The organism is Streptomyces viridifaciens (genome assembly GCF_001888885.2).
In the GTDB taxonomy this organism is placed as follows: Bacteria; Actinomycetota; Actinomycetes; order Streptomycetales; family Streptomycetaceae; genus Kitasatospora; species Kitasatospora aureofaciens.
The window spans coordinates 712,711-732,625 of sequence record NZ_CP090840.1; the positions used below are offsets into that span (position 1 = coordinate 712,711).

Consider the following 19,915-nt stretch of genomic DNA (forward strand, 5'->3'; position numbering starts at 1 on the left):
GGCCGCCGGGCTTCGACGAGAGGATCCTCTCCGCGCTGCCGGTCGCCGAGCTCCGCGCTCAGGCGGACGTCCTGGCCAAGGAGATCCGCGAGGTGGACACCTTGATCCAGCGCACCAACTGGGAGATCGACCTGATCGAGGACTGACCCCACAAGCTGGGTGTGGGAAGCAGGTAGTCGTCATGGAGGCGTGCACACACCGCGGCCGGCGGTTTATCCGGCCCTGGCGCGTGAAGAGCAACGCAGGGGGTTCAACTCCCCACCAACAGTGCAGCTCAGCATCGCGTACAGGTGACAGGGCACAACGCACAGCTCACCACCATGTGCAGATCCGGACGACGAGGGCGGGAACGGGGCGCCCACACCCGGTGCGGGGGCCGTGCACACACGGCGGGGCCGACCAGCGGTACGGCGGACGCCGAGGTCGACGCGGGACAGCCGGCTCCCCACCGACGACCACGACCACGAGCAGCGACCCAAGCGACCCACACAGCCGTCGAAGGCGGGCGGCCGCCCGGACGTCGGCATGATGACTCGCGCGAGCCATCCCCCGACGACGCCGGGGCAGCCGGGTGTTACTGGGGGATCCAGCCCCGGAACTCGAGGTACTGGATGTCGGCGTCCTCAACCGCGCGGCCGGTCTCCACCAGCATGGCCTCGGTGACGACGCGTGGTGCTCGGCGACCCGCTGGGACCACCCGGCGGCGTCGAACCCGCCCGTGGAGGAACTGCCGTAGGTGCGTTCCTCCGTGCCGTCCGCCGCGCGGGACGAAGCCGCGGCGCAGGCCCGGGGGGTCCTCCATCGAGCCGGGCGCCCGGGGCGGGCGCCGTCACACTCCCCGCCCGGCGCCCGGAGCGTACGGCGCGCGGTTCAGGATCGGGGCGGCAAGGTCGCGGCGTCGGTGCGGGAAAGATCTGCCGGTATGTCACGCGCCCCGCGGTTACTGGTCAGCCCAGGCCGGGCAGACTCCGCAGTTCCGAGACGCGGAGCAGGCGGGCCAGCAGCACGAACAGCACCAGCATCGTGACACCGCCGGCAGCCAGCGCCAGAACAGAGCCCACGACCGGAGCCGGGACGGCACCGGAGCAGATGCGTGCCACCGCCCAGCCGACGGCGCTGGCGGCCCCCGCCGCAGCCATGAGTTTCCCGTACGTACGCACGAGCCGCTTACCGTCCAGGCGGCCTTCCAAACGGCGTCGCAGTTTCAGCCCGGTGACGAGCAGACCGCCGGCGTAGGACGCTGCATAGGCGGCTGCCATGCCGATGACGACCCAGCGCGGGGGCAGGAAGAGGTGGCAGCCAGTAGCCAGGATGATGTCGAGGCCGGAAATCCAGACCGCCATCCAGAAGGGGGTGCGGGTGTCCTCGAACGCATAGAAGCCGCGCAGCAGCAGGTACTGGGCGGAGAAGGGGACCAGGCCGAGTGCGAAGGCCTGCAGCATCTGGCCGAGCGGCTGCGCCGAGGCCGCTCCGCTGCTGCTGTAGGAGAACATCACCGTGGCGATCTGCGGCCCGAAGGCCAAGAAGAAAAAGGCGGCCGGCACGATCGCCACACCGGTGACCCGCAGGCCGCGCGACAGGTCCTCGCGGACGTCGCCCAGGCGATGCTCGGCCACCGCTCGGCTCATCCGCGGCAGCATCGCGGTGACCAGGGACACCGTGATGATGCCCTGCGGGAGCATCCAGATGTTCTGCGCGAAGAAGTAGGCGCTGTTCCCCGCGCCGGCCTTCTGCAAGACTGCGTCCACCGCGTTGGCGTAGCGCGTCACCACAGTCAGGGCGACCTGGTTGACCAGCACGAACAGCAGGGTCCAGCGCGCCGCGGCCACGCTCTTGCCCAGGCCCGTGCCGCGCCAGTCGAAGCGCGGGCGCCACCTGAACCCTGTCCCGGCGAGATACGGGATCAAGCAGACAGCCTGCAGGGCGATCCCGATCGTGGTGCCGATCCCCAGCAGCCGCACCTCGGCCGGTGTCACGGACGCGGCGTCACCGGGGGCCGGCACGAGCCACCGGTACAGGCCGAACATGGTGATCAACACGATGTTGTTCAGGACGGGCGTCCACATCATCGCTCCGAACTTTCCGCGGGCGTTGAGGATCTGGCCCAGCATGAAGAAGAGCCCGTAGAAGAAGATCTGCGGCAGCAGGAACCGGGCGAAGGCCACCGTCAACTCGAACACCTGGTGATTGTCCGGCGTATCCGGCATGTAGAGACCCACGATCCACGGAGCGAGCACCACGCCGACGACGGTCCCGACCGCAAGCACGCTCAGCACCAAGGTGACCAACCGCTGCTCGTGGGCCTGACCGCCATCAGCGTGCTCGGTACGCGCCCGGACAAGCTGCGGCACGAGCACCGAGTTCAGCGCACCACCGATCAACAGCGTGTAGAGGCTGGTTGGCAGGGTGTTCGCAGTGTTGTACGCGCCCCCGACCGCCAGCGTGCCCAGCGCGGCGGCCTGCAGCGTCAATCGGAACATCCCCGTACCGCGTGACACCACGCTGCCCGCCGCCATCAATGCGGACGAGCACAGCAAGCCCCCGGACGCGGCCCCCGAACGACGCCTCGCGTGACGACGCCGCCCAGAAAGATCCGTCTCCGTGGCTGCTGTGCTCCCTTGATCAACCATGGCCTCAACTCTAGAACGCGAAGATCACTTCGGAGACTGGTGTCGAAAAACGATCGACTGCCGACACTCGGCTCCGTGATCACGAACCCGCAGGTGGGCAGTGTCGGCAACTCGCGTCGACAATTGACGTCGGTGAACGGCCCGGTCGCGTTCCCGGGTCAGCGCGAAGTCGCCGCCGCGGTAGGAGGCCTTAAGCCGTGCCCGTGGTGCCGAGCAGTCTGTCTACGAGGACTTCCGGGTAGCCGGTGGCCGGCGGGTCGATGCCGAAGATCGCCCGCAGGTAGAACGGTGCGACGAGTTGGTCGAGGATCTGCTCCAGGGGTGGTGGGCTCTCGCCCCGGGCCGTGGCCCGCTGGCGGATCTGCTCGATGGAGTGCATCCGGCGCCGGAAGTGCTGCGCACGCACGTCCTGGGCCTGGGGGCTGTTCGGCATGGACAGGATGACAGCGCGCACGAGGGCGCGTCCTTCGGGTGTGCGGATGCTCGCGACGCTGGCTTCGGCCCAGGCGAGGAGGTCGCCGCGCAGGCTGCCGGCGTCGTTGAGCGGTGAGTCGCGTTCGAGGCGGGTGGTGACCATGTCGGCCAGGAGCGCGTCGAGGCTGCCCCAACGCCGGTAGATGCTGGTGTGGTTGACGCTGGCGCGTTGCGCGATCGCGGGGATGTTGAGGTCTTCACCCTTCGGGTCGGAGAGCAGGTCGATGACGGCCTGATGGACGGCCGCTCGGACCTGTTCGGGGCTTCTGCGAATGCGGTCGGTCGGTTGTTTCGAAGTCACCCCCACATCGTAAGCACAGATGTTTGCTTCATGGCGCCCGGGGGTCTACAGTTCCCGCAGCAAGCACAGATCCGTGCTTACCGTTTTCGAGGAGAGTGTGGGCGATGAAGCAGCTGCTGTTCCCGAACAACATCCAGTTCTGGTACGAGACCCTGCGGTCGATGAGTCACATCGCCTACGGCGGAGCGGACTTCGGTGAGGTCGTCTCCACCGGCGAGCGCATCGTCGAAGGCGACTACAACAGCTGGTACACGGAGTGGCTGGCCACCGCCGACCGCGTGTCCGGCGAGGCGGAGAAGGCACTGAAGGCCGGTCACCGGGTCAGCGCCCGGGACGGGTTCCTGCGAGCGTCGAACTACTACCGGTCGGCCGAGTTCTTCCTGCACGGTCACCCGTGCGATCCGCGTCACGACAAGGCCTACAACCGGAGCGTGGCCTGCTTCCGGGCGGCGGCGGCTCTGTTCACCACCCCACGCATCGAGCCGGTCGAGATCCCCTACGAGGGCACCACGCTGCCGGGCTACCTGTACCGCGTCGACGGCTCCGGCGCTCCCCGGCCGACGCTGATCATGCACAACGGCTTCGACGGCACAGCCGAGGAGCTGCACTTCTTCGGGGCGATGGCCGGTGTCGAGCGCGGCTACAACGTGCTGGTCTTCGACGGCCCCGGCATGCCCGGGCCGCGGCACCACCAGGGCCTGGTCTTCCGCCCCGACTGGGAGAACGTCATCACTCCCGTCGTGGACTTCGCCGAGACCCTCCCCGAGGTCGACAACCGCCGGATCGCGCTCCTCGGCATCAGCATGGGCGGCATCCTTGCCCCGAGGGCCGCCGCGTTCGAGCGCCGCCTGGCCGCGCTGATAGCCGTCGACGGCCTCTACGACCTCGGCCAGACCTCGGTCCGCAACATCCCCGGCACCCGTGAGGAAGCCGAACGGCTCCTGCGCGCCGAGCACGCCCCCGAGCTCGACTCCGCCCTCGAGCAGATCATGGCCAAGGACCCGATCGCCCGCTGGGCCATCAACCACGGCATGTACGTCATGGGCGTGGACACCCCCCGCGCCTTCAACGCCTCCTACCTCGACTACACCCTCGCCGGCGGCACCGCCGAGAAGATCCAGTGCCCCACCCTCGTCTGCGACGCCGAGGAGGACATGTTCTTCAAGGGCCAGCCCGAGCAGCTCTACGACCACCTCACCTGCCCCAAGACCCTCATGGTCTTCACCACCGAGGAAGGCGCTGGCGCCCACTGCCACCCCGGCGCCATGCGCCTGTCCATCGCCCGCATCTACAACTGGCTCGACGACATCCTCGCCAACACCAGCGCCTGAGACCCCGGCCCACCAGACACCGCCGCGAGCCCCGCCTACCCGAATCCGCTGAAGGACCTCTGAAGACAGGGGGTCCCTGCTCGTGTACGAGGGGCCCAGGACCGCCTTCGCGAGGAGCGCGGTCCCGGTCGAATCGCCGACGCCACCGGCAAGGGCAACTTCTACCGCCTCGCCGATCACGGCATGAACGGCGCGTACTGCATGGACGGCGCCGTCCACCACGCCTTCGAAACCGTGGCCGCCGCCGTCCTCGCCCGCTGACACCCGCACGCCGGCATCTGGAAGGCCAGCTCATGAAGCACAGCACCGCCCCCGACGGGGTCCTCGGCCCGATCAAGCGTGCTGGTATGCCCGACTGTTCCGAAGTGCTGAGTTCGGCCCAGGCATTGTCCGGCCAGTCTCTCGGTAGGGCGAGACATACCAGCGCAGCAGCAAGCACCTACCGGCTGCTTTCCCTACCCCGTGCCTACGGGATGACGAGTAGCTTGCCGGTGGTACGCCGAGCCTCCAGATCGCGGTGAGCTTGGGCGACCTCGGCGAGCGGGTAGCGGGCCGTCACGGTGGTCTCAAGCGCCTTGGTGCGCACCAATTCAAGCACGTCGGCGGCGCGTCGGAGCAGCTCGGACCGATCGGCGATGAAGTGCCCGAGGCTTGGACGAATCAGGGTCAGCGAACCGCCCTGGGCGAGCCGGATGGGGTCGAAGGGCGGCACTGCACCACTCGCGGCGCCGAAGAGCACCAGGTGGCCGCGGGTTCGCAGGCTGGCGAGGCTCGCATCGAAGGTGTCCCTGCCAACGCCGGCGACATGAAGCCGGCCGTTCCGCGGCAACTGCCCTGGCGCCCGAGGCTGCGGCCGAGCATCGTTCAGCGGGCCAGCTCAGGAGGTTCGGTGGGCCTGTCGAAGGAGGTCCGGCGTGTCACCGCGGAGGAGCCTGCTCCGCCTGGCGCCACGCCCACCGCGCGCCTGCTCTACAACCCCTCCGGCAGTGACGCGGGCACCGACGAGTACAAGGGGAGGCCGCGCTACTACGAGCTGATCGCCGACGGCCAGGCCCAGGCCGTGGTCACCACCGTCACCCATCAACGGCGGCGACGCCTCCCCCCGCCGTCCACTGACTGGTGGACCTCAGGTTCAACCGGCTGGGCGTGTCGGGTTCTGCCCTTGGCAGACCAGGATCTCGGATATGAGTCAACTCCCTGTGCGGATAGCCCGATGGAGCGCCCGGCACGCGTGGCGTGCGATCGCCGGCTGGTTCGCGTTCGTCGTCCTCTGCCTCGGCATCGGTATCGCGGTCGGCTCCCACGAGGCCACCACTGAGGACTACCGGGTCGGTGAGGCGGGACGGGCCGAGGCGATCGCCGGCTCGGCCGGCATGCAGCAGCAGCCGACCGAGCAGGTCATCATCCACGCCAGGTCCGGACCGCTGGACACCGCCGCCGCCGCTTCGGCGGCGCAGGACCTCACCGAGCGGATGCGCAAGCTTCCCGAGGTGCAGGGCGTGGCAGCTCCGGTCAGTTCCAAGGACGGCCAGGTCGTCAGGGTTCCGGTGGTCCTCAACGGCCCCGAGCTGGACGGCAAGAAGAACGTCGGCCCGCTCCTCGCACAGACGGCGAAGGTCCAGGACGGCCACCCGAACCTCGTCGTGGAGGAGACCGGCTCCCCGTCCATCAGCAAGGGCGTCAACGACCAGCGCGGGAAGGACCTCGCACTGTCCGAGCGCATCACCCTGCCGGTCACGCTCATCACGCTGCTGATCGTCTTCGGATCGGTGGTCATGGCCGGCGTGCCGCTGCTGCTCGCGCTCTCCTCGATCACCGCCGCCCTGGGACTGTCGATGGTCGCGTCCCATCTGCTGCCCGACCCAGGGGTCGGGACCAACATGATCCTCCTCATCGGCCTGGCGGTGGGCGTCGACTACACGCTCTTCTACCTCAAGCGCGAACGCGAGGAACGGTCCCGCGCCGGCGGGCGGCTCAGCTCCGAGGCCCTGGTGGAACTGGCGGCGGCGACCGCGGGCCGGGCCATCGTGGTCTCCGGTCTCGCCGTGATCGTCTCCACCGCGACCCTCTACCTGGCCACGGACGTCATCTTCTCCTCGCTGGCGACGGGCACGATCCTGGTCGTGGCGGTCGCCGTGGCCAGCTCCCTGACCGCGCTTCCCGCGCTCCTGGTGAAGATCGGCCGCCGCACCGAGCTGCGTGCGGCCCGCCGCGCGGCCCGCGGCAAGCCGGTCCGCACCAAGCGGGCCGAGGCCGAGACGGGCCGGGTGTTCGACGCCCTACTGACGCCCGCGCGACGCCACCCCGCCCTCACGCTGGGCGTATCAACGCTGGTCATGCTCGCCCTGGCGGCACCCGCGCTCGGCCTCGAGCTCGTCGACCCGGGCAAGGACACCTTCTCCCGCGACATCCCCGCCATGCAGGTCCACGACCGGCTGAACACGGCCTTCCCGGAACTCCTGGTGAAGCACGTGGTCGTCGCCCGCTCCACACCGGACCGAGCGGCCGAGGTGCAGCACGCCCTGACGGATCTCGGCCGACGGTCGCAGGCCGATCCGCTGTTCGCCAGGGACGCCGGGCCGACGGTGCGCACCTCGCCCGACGGCCGGGTCAGCGTGCTGGAGCTGGCCGTCCCGTTCCCCGCACCCTCCGCCGAGGCGATCGCGTCACTCGACCACATCCGCAGGGACTATCTGCCCGCTACCGCCGGCAGGCTGCCCGGCGTGGAGACGGCGGTGACCGGTGACGTGGCCCGAGGCCGCGACTACGTGGACCACGAGAACGGCAAACTGCCGCTGGTCATGGGGTTCCTGCTGCTGGCGACCCTCGTGATGACCGTGTGGGCATTCCGCTCCGTCGTCATCGGCCTGATCGGCGTCGCCCTCAACCTGCTGTCCGCCGGAGCCTCGCTCGGCCTGCTGGTCGTGTTCTTCCAGGGCACGTGGGCCCAGGACCTCCTGGCCTTCCACTCCCTCGGTGCCATCGCGTCCCGGGTACCGCTGTTCCTCTTCGTGATCCTCTTCGGCCTGTCGATGGACTACCAGGTCTTCGTGGTCAGCCGGATCCAGGAGGCCATGCGGAACGGGATGTCGGCCCGCGAGGCGGTACTGGACGGCATCAGCCGGTCGGCCAAGGTGGTGACCAGCGCGGCCATCGTGATGGTGACGGTGTTCGGTGCCTTCGTCGCCCTGCACCTCACCGAGATGAAGCAGATGGGCTTCTGCCTGGCGGTGGCCGTCCTCCTGGACGCCGTCGTCATCCGGCTCATGGTCCTGCCCTCACTCCTGCTGCTCCTCGGCGAGCGGGCGTGGTGGCCGCTGCGCCCGGTCCGTCCGGCGCGACGGGCGCACGCCGCCGTCCCCCGTCCCGGCGTGCCGCAGGACGTAGGCTGACGATCATGATTCAACGGCCGCAGCCGGGCGACCGGTTCCGCATACGGATCGTCCGCCGGTGGTACGCAGTCTCCTGGGTGCTCCTGGGCGTGTGTCCCCCGGTCATCTCCGAGCTGAACCACGGCGGGGCGACGAGGTACTGGTCGTTGGCGCTGCTGGCACTGATCGCCCTCGGCTACGCGACCGTGGCGGCCTTCCCCCGCAATCGCGTGCTGCGGCCCCACGCCTACCTGGGCGTACTCGCCCTCGCTCTGGGCGCGCTGTCCCTCCTGCGTGGCGACGGCGCCGCACTGTTCATCGTGTCGCTCCCCCAGTTCTGGCTCTTCGCCAGGAGCCCGCGGCACTCGATCGCCTACAGCGGCGCCGCCGCCGCGGCCACCGTCGCCGGCATAGTCCGGCACCAGAGCTGGCACGTGGAGGACTTCTCCACCGGCAACATCGTCTTCACCCTGATCGGCTACACGGCGGGCGTGCTGCTCGGACTGGGGGTGGTCCGGATCGTCGAGCAGAGCGACGAGCGCGCCCGCCACCTCGCCGCCGAACTGGCGAGCGCCCAACGGCGCCTGGCCGAGGCCCACAGGCTCCAAGGCGCCACGGAGGAGCGTGAGCGGCTCGCGCGGGAGATCCACGACACCCTCGCCCAGGGCTTCGCCTCCATCATCGTGCTGGCGGAGGCGGCCCGCTCCGGCCTCGACACCGACCCCGGCAGGAGCGCCCGGCAACTGCTCTCGATCGAGAACACCGCACGTGAGAACTTCGCCGAGGCGCGAGTGCTCGTCGGCTCCGCCCCGCGGAGCGGTCCCGCGCTCGGCTCGATCGCCGGGACCCTGCGCCGGACCCTGGAGCGGTTCGCCGAGGACACCGGGCTCGCCGTCACCGCGGACCTGCCGGACGTCGAGTGCGACCAGCCGACCCGGATCGCGCTGCTGCGCTGCACCCAGGAGTCCCTGGCCAACGTCCGCAAGCACGCGGCCGCCTCCACGGTGGAGATCGTGCTCACGCCTTCCCCGTACGGCGTCGAACTGGAGATCACCGACGACGGCAGGGGCTTCGTGGTGGAGCACGCCCACGGCTTCGGGCTCAACGGCATGCGCAACCGCCTCGCCGAACTCGGCGGCGAACTCACCGTCACCAGCTCCCTCGGCGACGGCACCCGCATCCTCGCCGCGATACCTACCGACAGTCAGGTGTGACGACATGACAGCCCGAACAGAGCCGGCCGGACTCCGCATCATCGTGGTCGACGACCACACGGTCATGCGCGCCGGAGTCGTCGCCCTGCTGGCCTCGGAACCCGCCATCGACATCGTCGGCGAGGGCGGCGACGGCCGTGCGGCCGTCGAACTCGTCGAACTGCTGAAGCCGGACGTGGCACTGATCGACCTGCGGATGCCGGTCCTCGACGGCGCGAGTGCCACCGCTGAGATCGTCAGACGCCACCCTGGTACCCGCGTGCTGATCCTGACCACGTACGACACCGACGCCGAGATCGAGCGCGCGGTCGAGGCCGGGTGTGTCCAGCCAACGGTGTAACTCAGGTTGATTTGTACTACCGGCGGCCGATGGAGAGTCGGCCGTCGAAGGTGATCTCGAAGGCGTTCAGTGCGGCCTTCCAGCGGGTGGTCCAGCGTTTGCGGCCGGCTCCGGTCGGGTCGAGCGCCATGATGGCCATGTAGACGCACTTCAACGCGGCCTGCTCGTTGGGGAAGTGGCCGCGGGCTCGGACGGCCTTGCGGATGCGGGCGTTGACCGACTCGATCGCGTTGGTGGTGCAGACGACCCGGCGGATCTCGGTGTCGAACTGGAGGAAGGGGACGAACTCGGCCCAGGCGTCCGACCACATCTTCACGATCGCCGGATACTTGTCGCCCCAGGCCTCCTGGAACTCCAGGAACCGGTCCTCGGCCGCTTTCGCGGTCGGGGCGGTGTAGACGGGCTTGAGTGCCTTCGAGATCTTGTCCCAGTCCTGGCGAGCTGCGTATCGAAAGGACGCGCGCATCAGGTGGACCACGCAGGTCTGGGTGATGGCCTGCGGCCAGACGGTCTCGATGGCGTCGGGCAGGCCCTTGAGGCCGTCGCAGACGACCATGCACACATCGCCGACGCCGCGATTCTTGATCTCGGTGAGGACGTGGAGCCAGTACTTGGCGCCCTCGCCGCCGTCGCCGGCCCACAGACCGAGGATCTCGCGGGTGCCCTCGACGGTGACCGCGAGCGCGACGTAGATCGGGCGGTTCGCCACCTGACCATCGCGGATCTTCACGTGGACGCAGTCGATGAAGATCACTGGGTAGACCGGGTCCAGGGGCCGGTTCTGCCACTCGGCCATCCCGTCGATCACCTTGTCGGTGATGGTGGAGATGGTCTGCTTGGACACGTTCGCGCCGTAGACCTCGGCCAGGTGGGCGGAGATCTCACCGTGTGTCAGGCCCCGGGCGGACAGGGACAGGACCATGTCGTCCACGCCGGTCAGCCGGCGCTGGCGCTTGCGCACGATCTGCGGCTCGAAGCTGCCCTCCCGATCGCGGGGCACGTCGATCTCGACCGGCCCTACGTCGGTGACCACGGTCTTCGAGCGGGTGCCGTTGCGGGAGTTCCCCGAGCCGGCGCCGGCCGGGTCGTGCTTCTCGTAGCCGAGGTGGTCGGTGATCTCGCCCTCCAGGGCGGCCTCCAGGACGCGTTTGGTGAGCTGCTGCAGGAGCCCGCCCTCGCCGGTCAGTTTGACGCCTCCGGCGCGGGCCCGGTCGACCAACTGCCCGATCAACTGCTCGTCCAGTACGTCCGGCGCGAGCTCGACCGGCCGGACTTCCTCAACCGCCTCCGCGGAGACGATCACGTCGCTCATCAGGTGTTCTCTCTTGATCGGGAGTTACACCGAAGACCGTACAGACCCTCGAGGCCGGCGCGATCGGCTACCTGCTCAAGGACACCACGCGCGACCAGCTCGTCGACGCCATCCGATCCGCCTCTCGTGGCGAGACCGTCCTGGCTCCGAGGGTCGCGGAGCGGTTGGTCGCCCGCATGCGGCGGCCCGCTCCGGTGGCTCTGACCACGCGGGAGGTGGACGTACTGAGCGCGGTCGCCGACGGGCTGTCCAACGTCGAGATCGGCCGGCGGCTGGTCATCGCGGAGGCCACGGTGAAGACCCATCTGCTGCGGGTCTTCGCCAAGCTCGATGTCAGAGACCGCACCCATGCGGTGGTCGTAGCTCTCGAGCGCGGGCTGCTGGACAAACGTTAGCCAGCCCCCGAGCGGCACGTCATCGTTGGCGTGCCGCTCGGGATTGAAAGCCGGTGAGAAGTGAGTGGCTGATGTCTCGTGCGCGCGGACCTCAAGCAGGCTCATGAGTACCGGCGTCGACTGGCGGCCGAAACCGTCGACTTGGTCAGGCAGGCCGCTGCGGTGAGCTGAGCCGCGCTGCAGAGAGGGTGGTCGGAGCCAGTGGAGCTGGCTCCGACCACCCTCGATGACTTTACTGAGGTTTTCAGGGCGGGAACGGCGGGGTGAGTGAGGGGCCGGTGCCGGCCAGGCATCCCTCGACGAGGGTGGGTCGAAGTTGGATGTGCCGTGGCCCGCGGCGGAGGGTGTGGGTGAGGTGGTCGGTGTCAGTGAAGGCGGTGTTCGCCATCGGGCCGCGCCGCAGGAGGGCCTCGCGACGGGGATTCAGTTCGTCACCGTCTCTTCCAGGAAGTCGACGGCGTCCGCCAGGGTTCGGGGACCGGCGGCGCCGATTGGCAGCCGGGAGCGGGCCCAGCCAGGGCCTGCGGCGACGACGACCGCCCCGCCGCGCGAGCCCCGCGGCCCCCAGACATTGGCGCTGATGCGGCGTGCCAGCTCGTGGTCCGCGCTGCGCCGGTCCTGGGACCAGATCATCACGGCTGCCGGACCGAGCCGCTGGACGGCGTCGAGCAGGGCCCGGGGCGGGACGGCAGCGCCCAGGATGCGGAAGGGGAGGCCGCGCTCGGCCAGCGCCGCGGCGGTGGCCTCCAGCGGGAGCGTGTGCAGTTCGGTGGGCGTCGCGGCCAGCAGGACGGGCGATACGGGCCGGGTGGCAGCCGTTGCCACCGCGACGCCACGCAGAACGCTTGAGACGTGCCAGGACAGCAAGTGTTCGACCTCGACGTACTGCTCGCCGTCCGCCGCCCATTTGCGGCCGGCGGCGCGCAGCGCGGGCATCATGACCTCGGTCCACGCGTCGATCACCCCGAGGGTGGCTACCGCTTCGCGCAGGATCGCGACGATCTGCGGCGCGTCGAGGCGCACCGCCGCACGCGCCAGGCCGCGGCACTCGGGGCGTACCGTTCCGACGCCCAGAGCGCGGCTTCCTCCCGCGCTGGGGCGGTGGAAGGCCTGGACATCGTCCCGAGAGAGCGGATCCGGCCGGCTGAGGACAGGACTCGCTGTGTTGATCTCGGTGGCCGATCCCTGCTCGGCCAGGGCCGCACGGGCCGCCTCGCCGGGGGGTATCCCGCGGGCGGTCAGACGGCACATGGCCTCCAGGACGGCGACGTCCTGCGGGCTCCAGCGGCGGTGGTGTCCGGCTTCCCGGTTGGCAGGGCCGATGCCGTACCGGCGTTCCCACGAGCGGACCGTGGTGGGGGACACGCCGAGCCGCTGGGCCACTCTCCCGGTCGCCAGACCCACGTCCTGCGGTGTGTCGTGAGCGGCGGCGGGGCCACCGCCGCGTGCTCCGGCAGCGCGCTCGGCGGACGGTGTCACCATCCCGCGATCCTCCCCACGGCGAACCCCACGCAGCACAGCACCATGACGGCGATGACCAGTAGCGGGATCCAGCCGGGCCAGGCCGTGTGCAGTTCGACCGACTCAGGGGTCGAGATGCCCGAGCACGTCGACGACTCGCACTCGGGCGTCTCCGTGGGAGGAGTCGCGGGCACGGGGCGCTCGTGGGCGGAAATCCGGTGATTGACGGTCATGACGTCCTCCGGCTACTGGGAAGTGTGAGGAAGAGGGGAGTTCAGCTCCTTCCGTTCGTTGCGCCGAGGTCCCGCCTCGCGCCCCACGGGGCAGGGGTTCGGCTGTTCCCGACCGGCTGGCCTGCCCAGTGGATCCACTACTCCATGCTGGTCCTCTCGATACTCCGTTCACAATCGCAGCGTTCTCGCAGCGCTTGATGAGGAACGTGCCGCGCGTTCGGCGGCACGACCTGCCAACGTGCGGGTCCGGGCGGCGCACGCTCACCAGCCCGACGTCCCCGGGCCTCCCTTGAACGGGCCGGCGATCTCGCCCGTGATCCATCCTCCGTAGAAGTCGCCATCCTGAGCACGCACCGTTTCGCCGTCCACCGTGCAGCGGTCCACCCGTGCCGGGTAGAACGACAACCGGCCGCTCAGTTCCCGGTAAGCAGGAAGCGGCCGGGGATAGCTCCAGGCAGCCTGGACTGCCCTGCTTCCCTGAACCAGCAGGTCCCAGTACCGGGCCTGTCCCTTCCACTCGCAGAAGCTCGTACCATCTGACGGAACCAGGAATCGGCCGGCCACATCACTTGCCGGCAGGTAGTACACCGGCGGGTGGCTCGTCTCCAGCACACGCACGGCCTGTGTGGTGGAGGCGATCAGCGTTCCGCCGAACCACACCTGAACGAGTCTGCCGCGGGCGGTGCGGATCACAGGCGGACGTGGGTAGTCCCACACCGATTCCGGACTCGGCCCCGCCGCTGTCATTGCCGGGCCCCTGCCGCACGGCACGGTCCGAGGAGCGGCCCGGCCGACAGCTCGCCCACTCCAGGACAGTCGCCAGCGGGCGTGAGTACAGCCCGGAGCCGGATGAGGCCGTCGCGGATTCGGGTCTTCACGGTTCCCAGCGGCACACCGACCCTGTGTGCGATCTCCCGCTGCGTGTAGCCGCCGAAGTAGGCCAGCACCACTGCCTCGCGCTGCAGCGCACTCAGTTCGGCGAGAGCGGACCGGACCCGCTGCCGGTCGAGTGAGCGGACTGCCTGGACCTCAGGCGGATCGCTCTCCGACTCGGACAGGTTCCGGACTACGACACGGAGGTCACGCTCGGTGGAGGCCCGCACGGACCGCACACGGTCCACCGCCCGGCGGCGCGCGATCGTCAGCACCCATGCCATCACGGATCCCCGCTCGGGCCGGTAGCACGGGGCGGTGCGCCACACTTCGAGGAGGACCTCCTGGGCGACTTCCTCGGCGTGGGCCGGGCTGCGCAGCGTCCGCAGCGCGACGCCGTAGACCGGCCCGGCAACCGCTTGGTACAGCGTTTCGAACGCGGTCTCGTCGCCGCCGCCCGCCCTCTGAAGGAGGGTGGGCATGTCATCAGACGCCGGCGCGGTGCTGCTGGCGGAACCGGCGACGCTGATGCTCTTCACCATCGAAGTCACAGCCTCAAGGTGCATCGCTTCGCACCCCGCCGACGAGTCGCACCGTTTGTGCAGCGCTTTTTTACGGCGGGGGCGCGGTGGCCGCCTTCGGCGGTCCACAAACGATGCGGCACCGCTGCGACTGTTCCGGTCGGCCACCGCGGCCGATGCTCTGGGAAGGGTCGCGTGCTGCGCGGCTCGGCACGATCACCGAGGAACGGAGCGGACCATGAAACTCCACGAGGAACTGCCCGTCGACCACCGCCTGTCCCGGGTCTACCGCGCTGGAGCCGGTCTCTGCGGCGCCGCCCTGCTGGCCTTCGGCTGCCTCGGCCTGTCGGACGGACTGCCTTTCTTCAGCACCGACGGCGAGAAGATCGCCGGTCTCTCCAGCAACGGCCTGCTCAGCCTCGTCTCGGTGGTCACGGCCGCGGTACTTCTCGGCGGCGCCCTGATCGGCGGAAACATCGCCTCCACGGTCAACATCACCGTCGGCGCACTCTTCGTCCTCAGCGGCTTCGTCAACCTCGCACTGCTGGACTCGTCGGCCAACATCCTGGCCTTCCGCATCCAGAACGTGCTCTTCAGCTTCGTCATGGGCCTGGTGATCGCCACGTTCGGCATGTACGGCCGTGTGAGCGGCAAGCTTCCGCTCGACAACCCCTACTGGCGTCACCGCCACCCGGGGCCCAGCGAACGCCATGATGCTCCGGCGCTCCCCCTCGGCTCCCCGGCGGCCGGCCTTCCCGGGCGCCCGGCGTGAGCGGGCCGCGCCCGCACTGGCTCTTCGGCGACCAGCTCGGGCCGCACTTCCTCACCGCCGGCCTCACCCCCGGCGGGGACGGTCCCGACCCGGACGCCCCGCTCGTCATGATCGAGGCTCGCTCGGTGCTCCGCCGGCGGCGGTTCCACCGGGCGAAGGCCCACCTGGTGCTGTCCGCGATGCGCCACGCCGCGGACGCCCTGGGCGACCGGGTGCGCTACGTCCAGGCCGACACCTACCGCGAGGGCCTGTCCCGGGCCGTCGGACGCCGCCGGGTCACCGTGTGCCACCCGACGTCGCGCGCGGCCCTCGGCCTGGTGGACTCCCTCCCCCACGTCACGGTGCTGCCGCCGCGCGGCTTCCTCGTGCCCTTCGCCGACTTCCGCCGCTGGGCCGGTGCACCCGGTGAACGGCGCCTGCTGCTGGAGGACTTCTACCACCGGGTGCGCCGCGCCGAGCACCTGCTGCTGGAACCGGACGGCAGCCCGGCCGGCGGCCGCTGGAACCTGGACCGGGACAACCGCGAACCCCCGCCCGAAGGCGCCGCCACCCTGCCGCTCCCCCCGCCCTTCGAGCCCGAGGAGGACGGCATCGACGAGCGCGTCCGGGCCGACCTCGACCGCTGGGAGCGCGACGGGGACGTCGCCTTCGTCGGCCGGGACGGCCCGCGCCGCTTCGCCGCGACCCGGCCGGAGGCCGAACGGGCGCTCGCGCACTTCGTCGCCCACCGCCTCGCCGACTTCGGCCGGTACGAGGACGCGATGCTGCACGCCGACCCGTGGATGGCCCACAGCGCGCTGTCCGTCCCGCTCAACCTCGGTCTGCTCGACCCCGGCGAGTGCGTGCGCGCGGCCGAGGCCGCGTACCGGTCCGGGCAGGTGCCGCTCAACAGCGCCGAGGGCTTCGTGCGGCAGGTGGCCGGCTGGCGCGAGTACGTGTGGCAGCTCTACTGGCACCTGGGCGAGGGCTACCGCGACGCCAACCGGCTGGGCCACCACGAGCCGCTGCCCGCCTGGTTCCGCGACCTGGACGCAGACGCCGTCGCCGCCCGCTGCCTGTCCGGCGTCCTCGGGCAGGTCCGCGATCACGGCTGGGTGCACCACATCCCCCGGCTGATGGTGCTCGGCAACTGGGCCCTGCAGCACGGCTGGGACCCGCACGAGCTCACCGACTGGTTCCACCGGTGCTTCGTCGACGGCTACGACTGGGTGATGACCGCCAACGTCGTCGGCATGTCCCAGTTCGCCGACGGCGGCCTCGTCACCACCAAGCCCTACGCGGCGGGCGGCGCCTACCTCCACCGCATGGGCGACTACTGCGGCCCCTGCCGCTACCGCCCCACCGAACGCCTCGGCGACCGGGCCTGCCCGTTCACCACCGGCTACTGGGCCTTCGTCCACCGCCACCGCGACCTCCTCGCCGCCAACCACCGCACCGCGCGGGCCGCCGCGGGCCTGCGCCGCCTCACCGGCCTGCCCGAGGTGCTGGCCGCCGAACGCGCCCGCGGCCAGTCACCCCCGTGACGGCAGGCGGAGACGGTGCCGCCACTGCCCGCTCGCTCAGCCGCTTCCCGCGACGTCCGGCAGAGGACCTTCGCGGTCCGTGTCCTGCGACCGATCCGCGAGGCGGCCCGTTCGGCACGTGTCCCGGTAGGCGTCGGCCAGGGACGCGGCCATGGCGTCGATGGCGAAGCACTCGCGCACCGTCGCGGCCCCTGCCTTCGCCATCGCCACCAGTTCCGGCGCGGGGGTGACGACCAGGGAGCGCAGGCCGTCGGCCAGCCGCCCCGCCGATTCGGTGGCCAGCAGTCGTCCGTTGACGCCGTCGCACAGGTAGTGCGAGGCCCCACCGCGCTGCGGGGCGGCCACCGGGAGGCCCGCTTCCATGGCCTCCAGCACGGCCAGCCCGAACTCCTCCTTGGCACTGGGGCACACGTACAGCGCGGAGCCCGGCCGGCCCTGCGCCAACGCCCGTTCCAGCAGCCGGACATGCCGGTTGGACAGCGCGGGCCACAAGGCCGCCCGACGCCGCGCGACCGGGTCCGCCGCCAGGAGCTCGGTGAGCCGGCGGCGAACCTCCGCCTCGACGGCGGTCGGGTCCGCGGGAGACCCGCCCACCAGCAGCAGGGTCGTGCGGTGGTGGAGGCCCGCGAGCATCCAGGCCCGGACCAGTTGCTCCTGCTGCTTGACGGGGTGAAGCCGTCCCACGCACAGCAACAACGGCAGGTCGCGGTCGGCGGCATCCAGTCCGCCGCCGGTCCCGCCGCCACCGAAGAGACGGGCGAGCAGTCCGTAGGCCGTCGCCCCGTCGCCCACCGCGGGCCGGAACGGGGCGATGCCCTCGGGCTGCACGTGGACCCGCCGGTCCCGCAACTGCGGGAAGTACGCGGGGAGTTCCTCCGGCCCCGGCCTCCCCGGCATGGCCACCAACAGATCTGCGCGGGCCACGAGGCAGTCGGCGACGAAGACCCGGTGCAGGTCCAGGCGCAGCGCGCGTGCGGCATGACCGGTCTGTTGCGGTGGCAGGCCCGCGTGCCGTTCGTCCATCGTGCGGTGGGGGTCGGGGGTGACGGTGAACGCGAGCTTCGAGCCGTGGCGGCGTGCGGCCCGGGCGACAGCGAGGGAGGCGTCGTCGGCGAACCTGACGTGCGCGATGTCCGGTCGGGCGCCCGGGAGTTCGAAGAGCCGGCCGGACCACCAGGCCAGCGCCGTCTGGTGGCCGGCGGCGTTCTCCGGATCGAGCGGTTCGGACGCGTCCACGGGCAACCGCACCAGCACGTGTGCGCGTCCCAACCGGTGGACCAGGTCCGTGCGTTCCGCCTCCCCGGTCCGGGCCGTGGTCAGTGTGAGGACCCGTGCGACGCCCGCGCCGGCCGTCAGAGCCTCACCCAGCCCGGTCAGCAGGACGCTCATTCCGCCGCTGAGTCCGGCGCCGGGCTCCTCCAGGCGGCCCGTCGCTGCGACGATCCCGCAACAGGAACTGCTTCCGCACGCCGCCGCCATGGTCCACCACGGCGGCAACAACTCGTTCACCGAATGCCTGCACGCCGGCGTTCCCGCACTGGTCCTGCCGTTCTCCAGCGACCAGTTCGCCATCGCCCACGACGCCGAACGCGCCGCGGCCGGCCGATGCCTGGATCCCAACACGCTCACCCCCGCCGCCGCCGGCCACGCCGTCGCCGCCCTCCTCGCCGACCGGGCGCACGGCACCGCCGCACTCGGCGTCCGCCTCCGCCCGCACGGCCCCGCCCGGGCCGCCTCCGCACTCCTGCGGTGCATGCCCTCCCGCCGCTGAACCGTCGGCCGGCCCCGGTCGACGCACCACCGATGCGACCGGCGCCCCGGCGCCGTGGGCGGAGGGTGTAAGACGCTGACACGCGAGGGGCGACCGAAGGGCGGCCGCGCCGTGGACGGACACCTGACCGGCCGGGAGCAACGTCTGCTGGACGACGTCGAGTCCCACCTGCGGCGGGAAGACCCGGCACTCGACCGCCTGCTCGGGGCCCGCCCGACTCTCCTGGCACGGCTCTGGCACCGGCCCCGGATCCTCGCCGCCCTGGCCTCGGCGCTGGCCGCCCTGACCGCCGCGTGCGCCCTGTACGCGGCCGCGGACACACCGGCCGCTCCCGCGGCCGCCACCACAGCGGCCCCCTCAGCGTTCATGCTCGCACTCGTCCTCCGCCGCCTCGCGGCGCTCGGAGCGGCCTGAGACGGACGCCCGCGCGCCGGCCGAGCGGCCGGGAGCGCATCCCGCCGACCCCCTCGCCGAACAGGACGCTGCACCAACGATGCGACTGACGCGTTGCGGGCGACGGTCCGACAGTAGAGGAACAGGAACGACGGCACAGCCCCTTTGGAGGGTCGTCATGACCATCGTGCGCAGGATCCACGAAGCCGGAATCACCAGCGAGCACGCCTACGCGGCGGCGTTCGGGTCCATCGGCCTGTCCCTGCTGAGCTGGATCGCGTCGATGAAGGCCGAACAGGCCGGAGTCGAACGCGCCGACCGGTGGGGCATCTTCGTGGGCGAGTGGGCGCCCACCTTCTTCGGACTCGGGCTGGCACTCGCCGGCTACGAACGCGAAGCGCCCGCCGCCAAGGGCTCGCGCAGCGCCTGGCTCGACCACCCGGGCGGCAAGACCGCCTGACCGGCCCACCCGTGGGCCCCGAAGCCCGCCTCCGGGGCCCACGCCTTGCCCCGCTGCCCCGGAACCGCACCCGCGGATCCGGGGCAGGATGCCCGGATCCTCCCCGCTGCAGGAGCGATGCGGGCAGTCCGGGCCCGGCTCTCAACGTTTCGGCCCGGGTGGAAGGGGAATCCCTCACCGCCCGCCGGATGGGCACCGTCGATGACGTCCCTCAGCCGGTGCCGGACCCCGCGGTCGAACCAGGCACTGCCGTGGTGCGCCGCTCCGCCGGTGACCTGTCCTCGTAGGGCACGACAGCCCGCTCCAGGCCGACGAAGTCAGGTCTCCTTCCTGCTCGCGCCGACGGGCCATCATTCGAGGATCGCGTGCCGCCCGCCCGGACCGCCAGGAGGCCGCAGCCCAGCACACCAAGACACATCAACGACCGGGCCGGGCAGGCCGGTCCGGGTAGCAAACCTCGTGCCGCTTCCGTTTGTGTGGCCTGTCGCGTCGCAGCACGGATTGCGGGCAGCCCAGGAGAAGAACTCGCACCCATCCGGC

Annotated in this window: 16 protein-coding genes and 5 pseudogenes; 11 read left to right on the plus strand and 10 right to left on the minus strand. The window is 70.8% G+C overall.

The window, feature by feature from the left end; all coding sequences use genetic code 11:
- Window positions 1–23: 23 nt before the first annotated feature.
- A pseudogene (locus BOQ63_RS03230) lies at window positions 24–146 on the plus strand (DIP1984 family protein); the annotation flags it as partial.
- Window positions 147–947: 801 nt separating this feature from the next.
- Here the strand turns inward: BOQ63_RS03230 and murJ are convergent.
- Complete coding sequence (murJ, locus tag BOQ63_RS03235) at window positions 948–2,630, minus strand: murein biosynthesis integral membrane protein MurJ (protein ID WP_030555190.1); 1,683 nt, start codon at window positions 2,628–2,630, stop codon at window positions 948–950.
- 190 nt (window positions 2,631–2,820) lie between these two features.
- Window positions 2,821–3,405: a TetR-like C-terminal domain-containing protein gene (locus BOQ63_RS03240; RefSeq protein ID WP_079183379.1), complete on the minus strand. Its 585-nt coding sequence runs from the start codon at window positions 3,403–3,405 to the stop codon at window positions 2,821–2,823.
- 104 nt (window positions 3,406–3,509) lie between these two features.
- Here BOQ63_RS03240 and BOQ63_RS03245 point away from each other — a divergent pair, with 104 nt between their 5' ends.
- Window positions 3,510–4,736 (plus strand): alpha/beta hydrolase family protein, encoded by a 1,227-nt coding sequence (locus tag BOQ63_RS03245; RefSeq protein ID WP_030555194.1) that lies wholly within the window; start codon window positions 3,510–3,512, stop codon window positions 4,734–4,736.
- Between the two features lie 466 nt (window positions 4,737–5,202).
- On the opposite strand, the pseudogene BOQ63_RS03250 reads toward BOQ63_RS03245, so the two are convergent.
- Window positions 5,203–5,535 (minus strand): annotated as a pseudogene (locus tag BOQ63_RS03250) (zinc-binding dehydrogenase); the annotation flags it as partial.
- A gap of 385 nt (window positions 5,536–5,920) precedes the next feature.
- On the opposite strand from BOQ63_RS03250, the gene BOQ63_RS03255 reads away from it, so the two are divergent.
- The 3 genes and pseudogenes from BOQ63_RS03255 to BOQ63_RS03265 form a co-directional block, all read left to right on the plus strand.
- On the plus strand, window positions 5,921–8,128 hold the full coding sequence (locus BOQ63_RS03255; protein ID WP_072653340.1) for an MMPL family transporter: 2,208 nt from the start codon (window positions 5,921–5,923) through the stop codon (window positions 8,126–8,128).
- Window positions 8,129–8,133: 5 nt separating this feature from the next.
- Complete coding sequence (locus BOQ63_RS03260) at window positions 8,134–9,321, plus strand: sensor histidine kinase (RefSeq protein ID WP_072653341.1); 1,188 nt, start codon at window positions 8,134–8,136, stop codon at window positions 9,319–9,321.
- A 4-nt stretch (window positions 9,322–9,325) separates the two neighbouring features.
- A pseudogene (locus tag BOQ63_RS03265) lies at window positions 9,326–9,646 on the plus strand (response regulator); the annotation flags it as partial.
- A 31-nt stretch (window positions 9,647–9,677) separates the two neighbouring features.
- Here BOQ63_RS03265 and BOQ63_RS03270 read toward each other — a convergent pair.
- The gene (locus BOQ63_RS03270) at window positions 9,678–10,964 is read right to left on the minus strand and encodes an IS256 family transposase (RefSeq protein ID WP_370863245.1); all 1,287 of its coding nucleotides are present in this window, start codon (window positions 10,962–10,964) and stop codon (window positions 9,678–9,680) included.
- Window positions 10,965–11,014: 50 nt separating this feature from the next.
- On the opposite strand from BOQ63_RS03270, the pseudogene BOQ63_RS03275 reads away from it, so the two are divergent.
- Window positions 11,015–11,368: pseudogene (locus BOQ63_RS03275) on the plus strand (LuxR C-terminal-related transcriptional regulator); the annotation flags it as partial.
- A 244-nt stretch (window positions 11,369–11,612) separates the two neighbouring features.
- On the opposite strand, the pseudogene BOQ63_RS03280 reads toward BOQ63_RS03275, so the two are convergent.
- The 5 genes and pseudogenes from BOQ63_RS03280 to BOQ63_RS03300 all read right to left on the minus strand — a co-directional run.
- Window positions 11,613–11,777: pseudogene (locus BOQ63_RS03280) on the minus strand (IS630 family transposase); the annotation flags it as partial.
- Between the two features lie 14 nt (window positions 11,778–11,791).
- Window positions 11,792–12,850, minus strand: a complete 1,059-nt coding sequence (locus BOQ63_RS03285) for a MerR family transcriptional regulator (protein WP_072653342.1) — start codon at window positions 12,848–12,850, stop codon at window positions 11,792–11,794.
- Window positions 12,844–13,062: a DUF6480 family protein gene (locus BOQ63_RS03290; protein WP_030555207.1), complete on the minus strand. Its 219-nt coding sequence runs from the start codon at window positions 13,060–13,062 to the stop codon at window positions 12,844–12,846. Before BOQ63_RS03290 ends, BOQ63_RS03285 begins: the two co-directional genes overlap by 7 nt.
- 261 nt (window positions 13,063–13,323) lie before the next feature.
- Window positions 13,324–13,755, minus strand: a complete 432-nt coding sequence (locus BOQ63_RS03295) for a DUF427 domain-containing protein (RefSeq protein ID WP_359795719.1) — start codon at window positions 13,753–13,755, stop codon at window positions 13,324–13,326.
- Window positions 13,756–13,805: 50 nt separating this feature from the next.
- Window positions 13,806–14,477 (minus strand): sigma-70 family RNA polymerase sigma factor, encoded by a 672-nt coding sequence (locus tag BOQ63_RS03300; protein WP_107488457.1) that lies wholly within the window; start codon window positions 14,475–14,477, stop codon window positions 13,806–13,808.
- A 217-nt stretch (window positions 14,478–14,694) separates the two neighbouring features.
- Between BOQ63_RS03300 and BOQ63_RS03305 the strand changes: the two genes are divergently transcribed.
- Together BOQ63_RS03305 and BOQ63_RS03310 are read left to right on the plus strand one after the other, a co-directional pair.
- Entirely contained in the window at window positions 14,695–15,228 is a 534-nt protein-coding gene (locus BOQ63_RS03305; protein ID WP_043481050.1) for a DUF4383 domain-containing protein, read from the plus strand.
- Window positions 15,225–16,751 (plus strand): cryptochrome/photolyase family protein, encoded by a 1,527-nt coding sequence (locus tag BOQ63_RS03310; RefSeq protein WP_030555215.1) that lies wholly within the window; start codon window positions 15,225–15,227, stop codon window positions 16,749–16,751. The genes BOQ63_RS03305 and BOQ63_RS03310 overlap by 4 nt, the downstream gene beginning before the upstream one ends.
- Before the next feature lie 36 nt (window positions 16,752–16,787).
- Here the strand turns inward: BOQ63_RS03310 and BOQ63_RS03315 are convergent, their stop codons facing one another.
- Complete coding sequence (locus tag BOQ63_RS03315; protein WP_072653344.1) at window positions 16,788–18,140, minus strand: glycosyltransferase family 4 protein; 1,353 nt, start codon at window positions 18,138–18,140, stop codon at window positions 16,788–16,790.
- Here BOQ63_RS03315 and BOQ63_RS03320 point away from each other — a divergent pair.
- From BOQ63_RS03320 to BOQ63_RS03330, 3 genes are all read left to right on the plus strand, one after another.
- Window positions 18,073–18,522 (plus strand): glycosyltransferase, encoded by a 450-nt coding sequence (locus BOQ63_RS03320; protein WP_454130854.1) that lies wholly within the window; start codon window positions 18,073–18,075, stop codon window positions 18,520–18,522. The genes BOQ63_RS03315 and BOQ63_RS03320 overlap by 68 nt on opposite strands.
- 111 nt (window positions 18,523–18,633) lie before the next feature.
- Window positions 18,634–18,936 (plus strand): DUF3040 domain-containing protein, encoded by a 303-nt coding sequence (locus tag BOQ63_RS03325; protein WP_454130856.1) that lies wholly within the window; start codon window positions 18,634–18,636, stop codon window positions 18,934–18,936.
- Window positions 18,937–19,093: 157 nt separating this feature from the next.
- Window positions 19,094–19,375, plus strand: coding sequence for a hypothetical protein (locus tag BOQ63_RS03330; protein WP_030555224.1), 282 nt, complete (start codon window positions 19,094–19,096; stop codon window positions 19,373–19,375).
- Window positions 19,376–19,915: the final 540 nt, after the last annotated feature.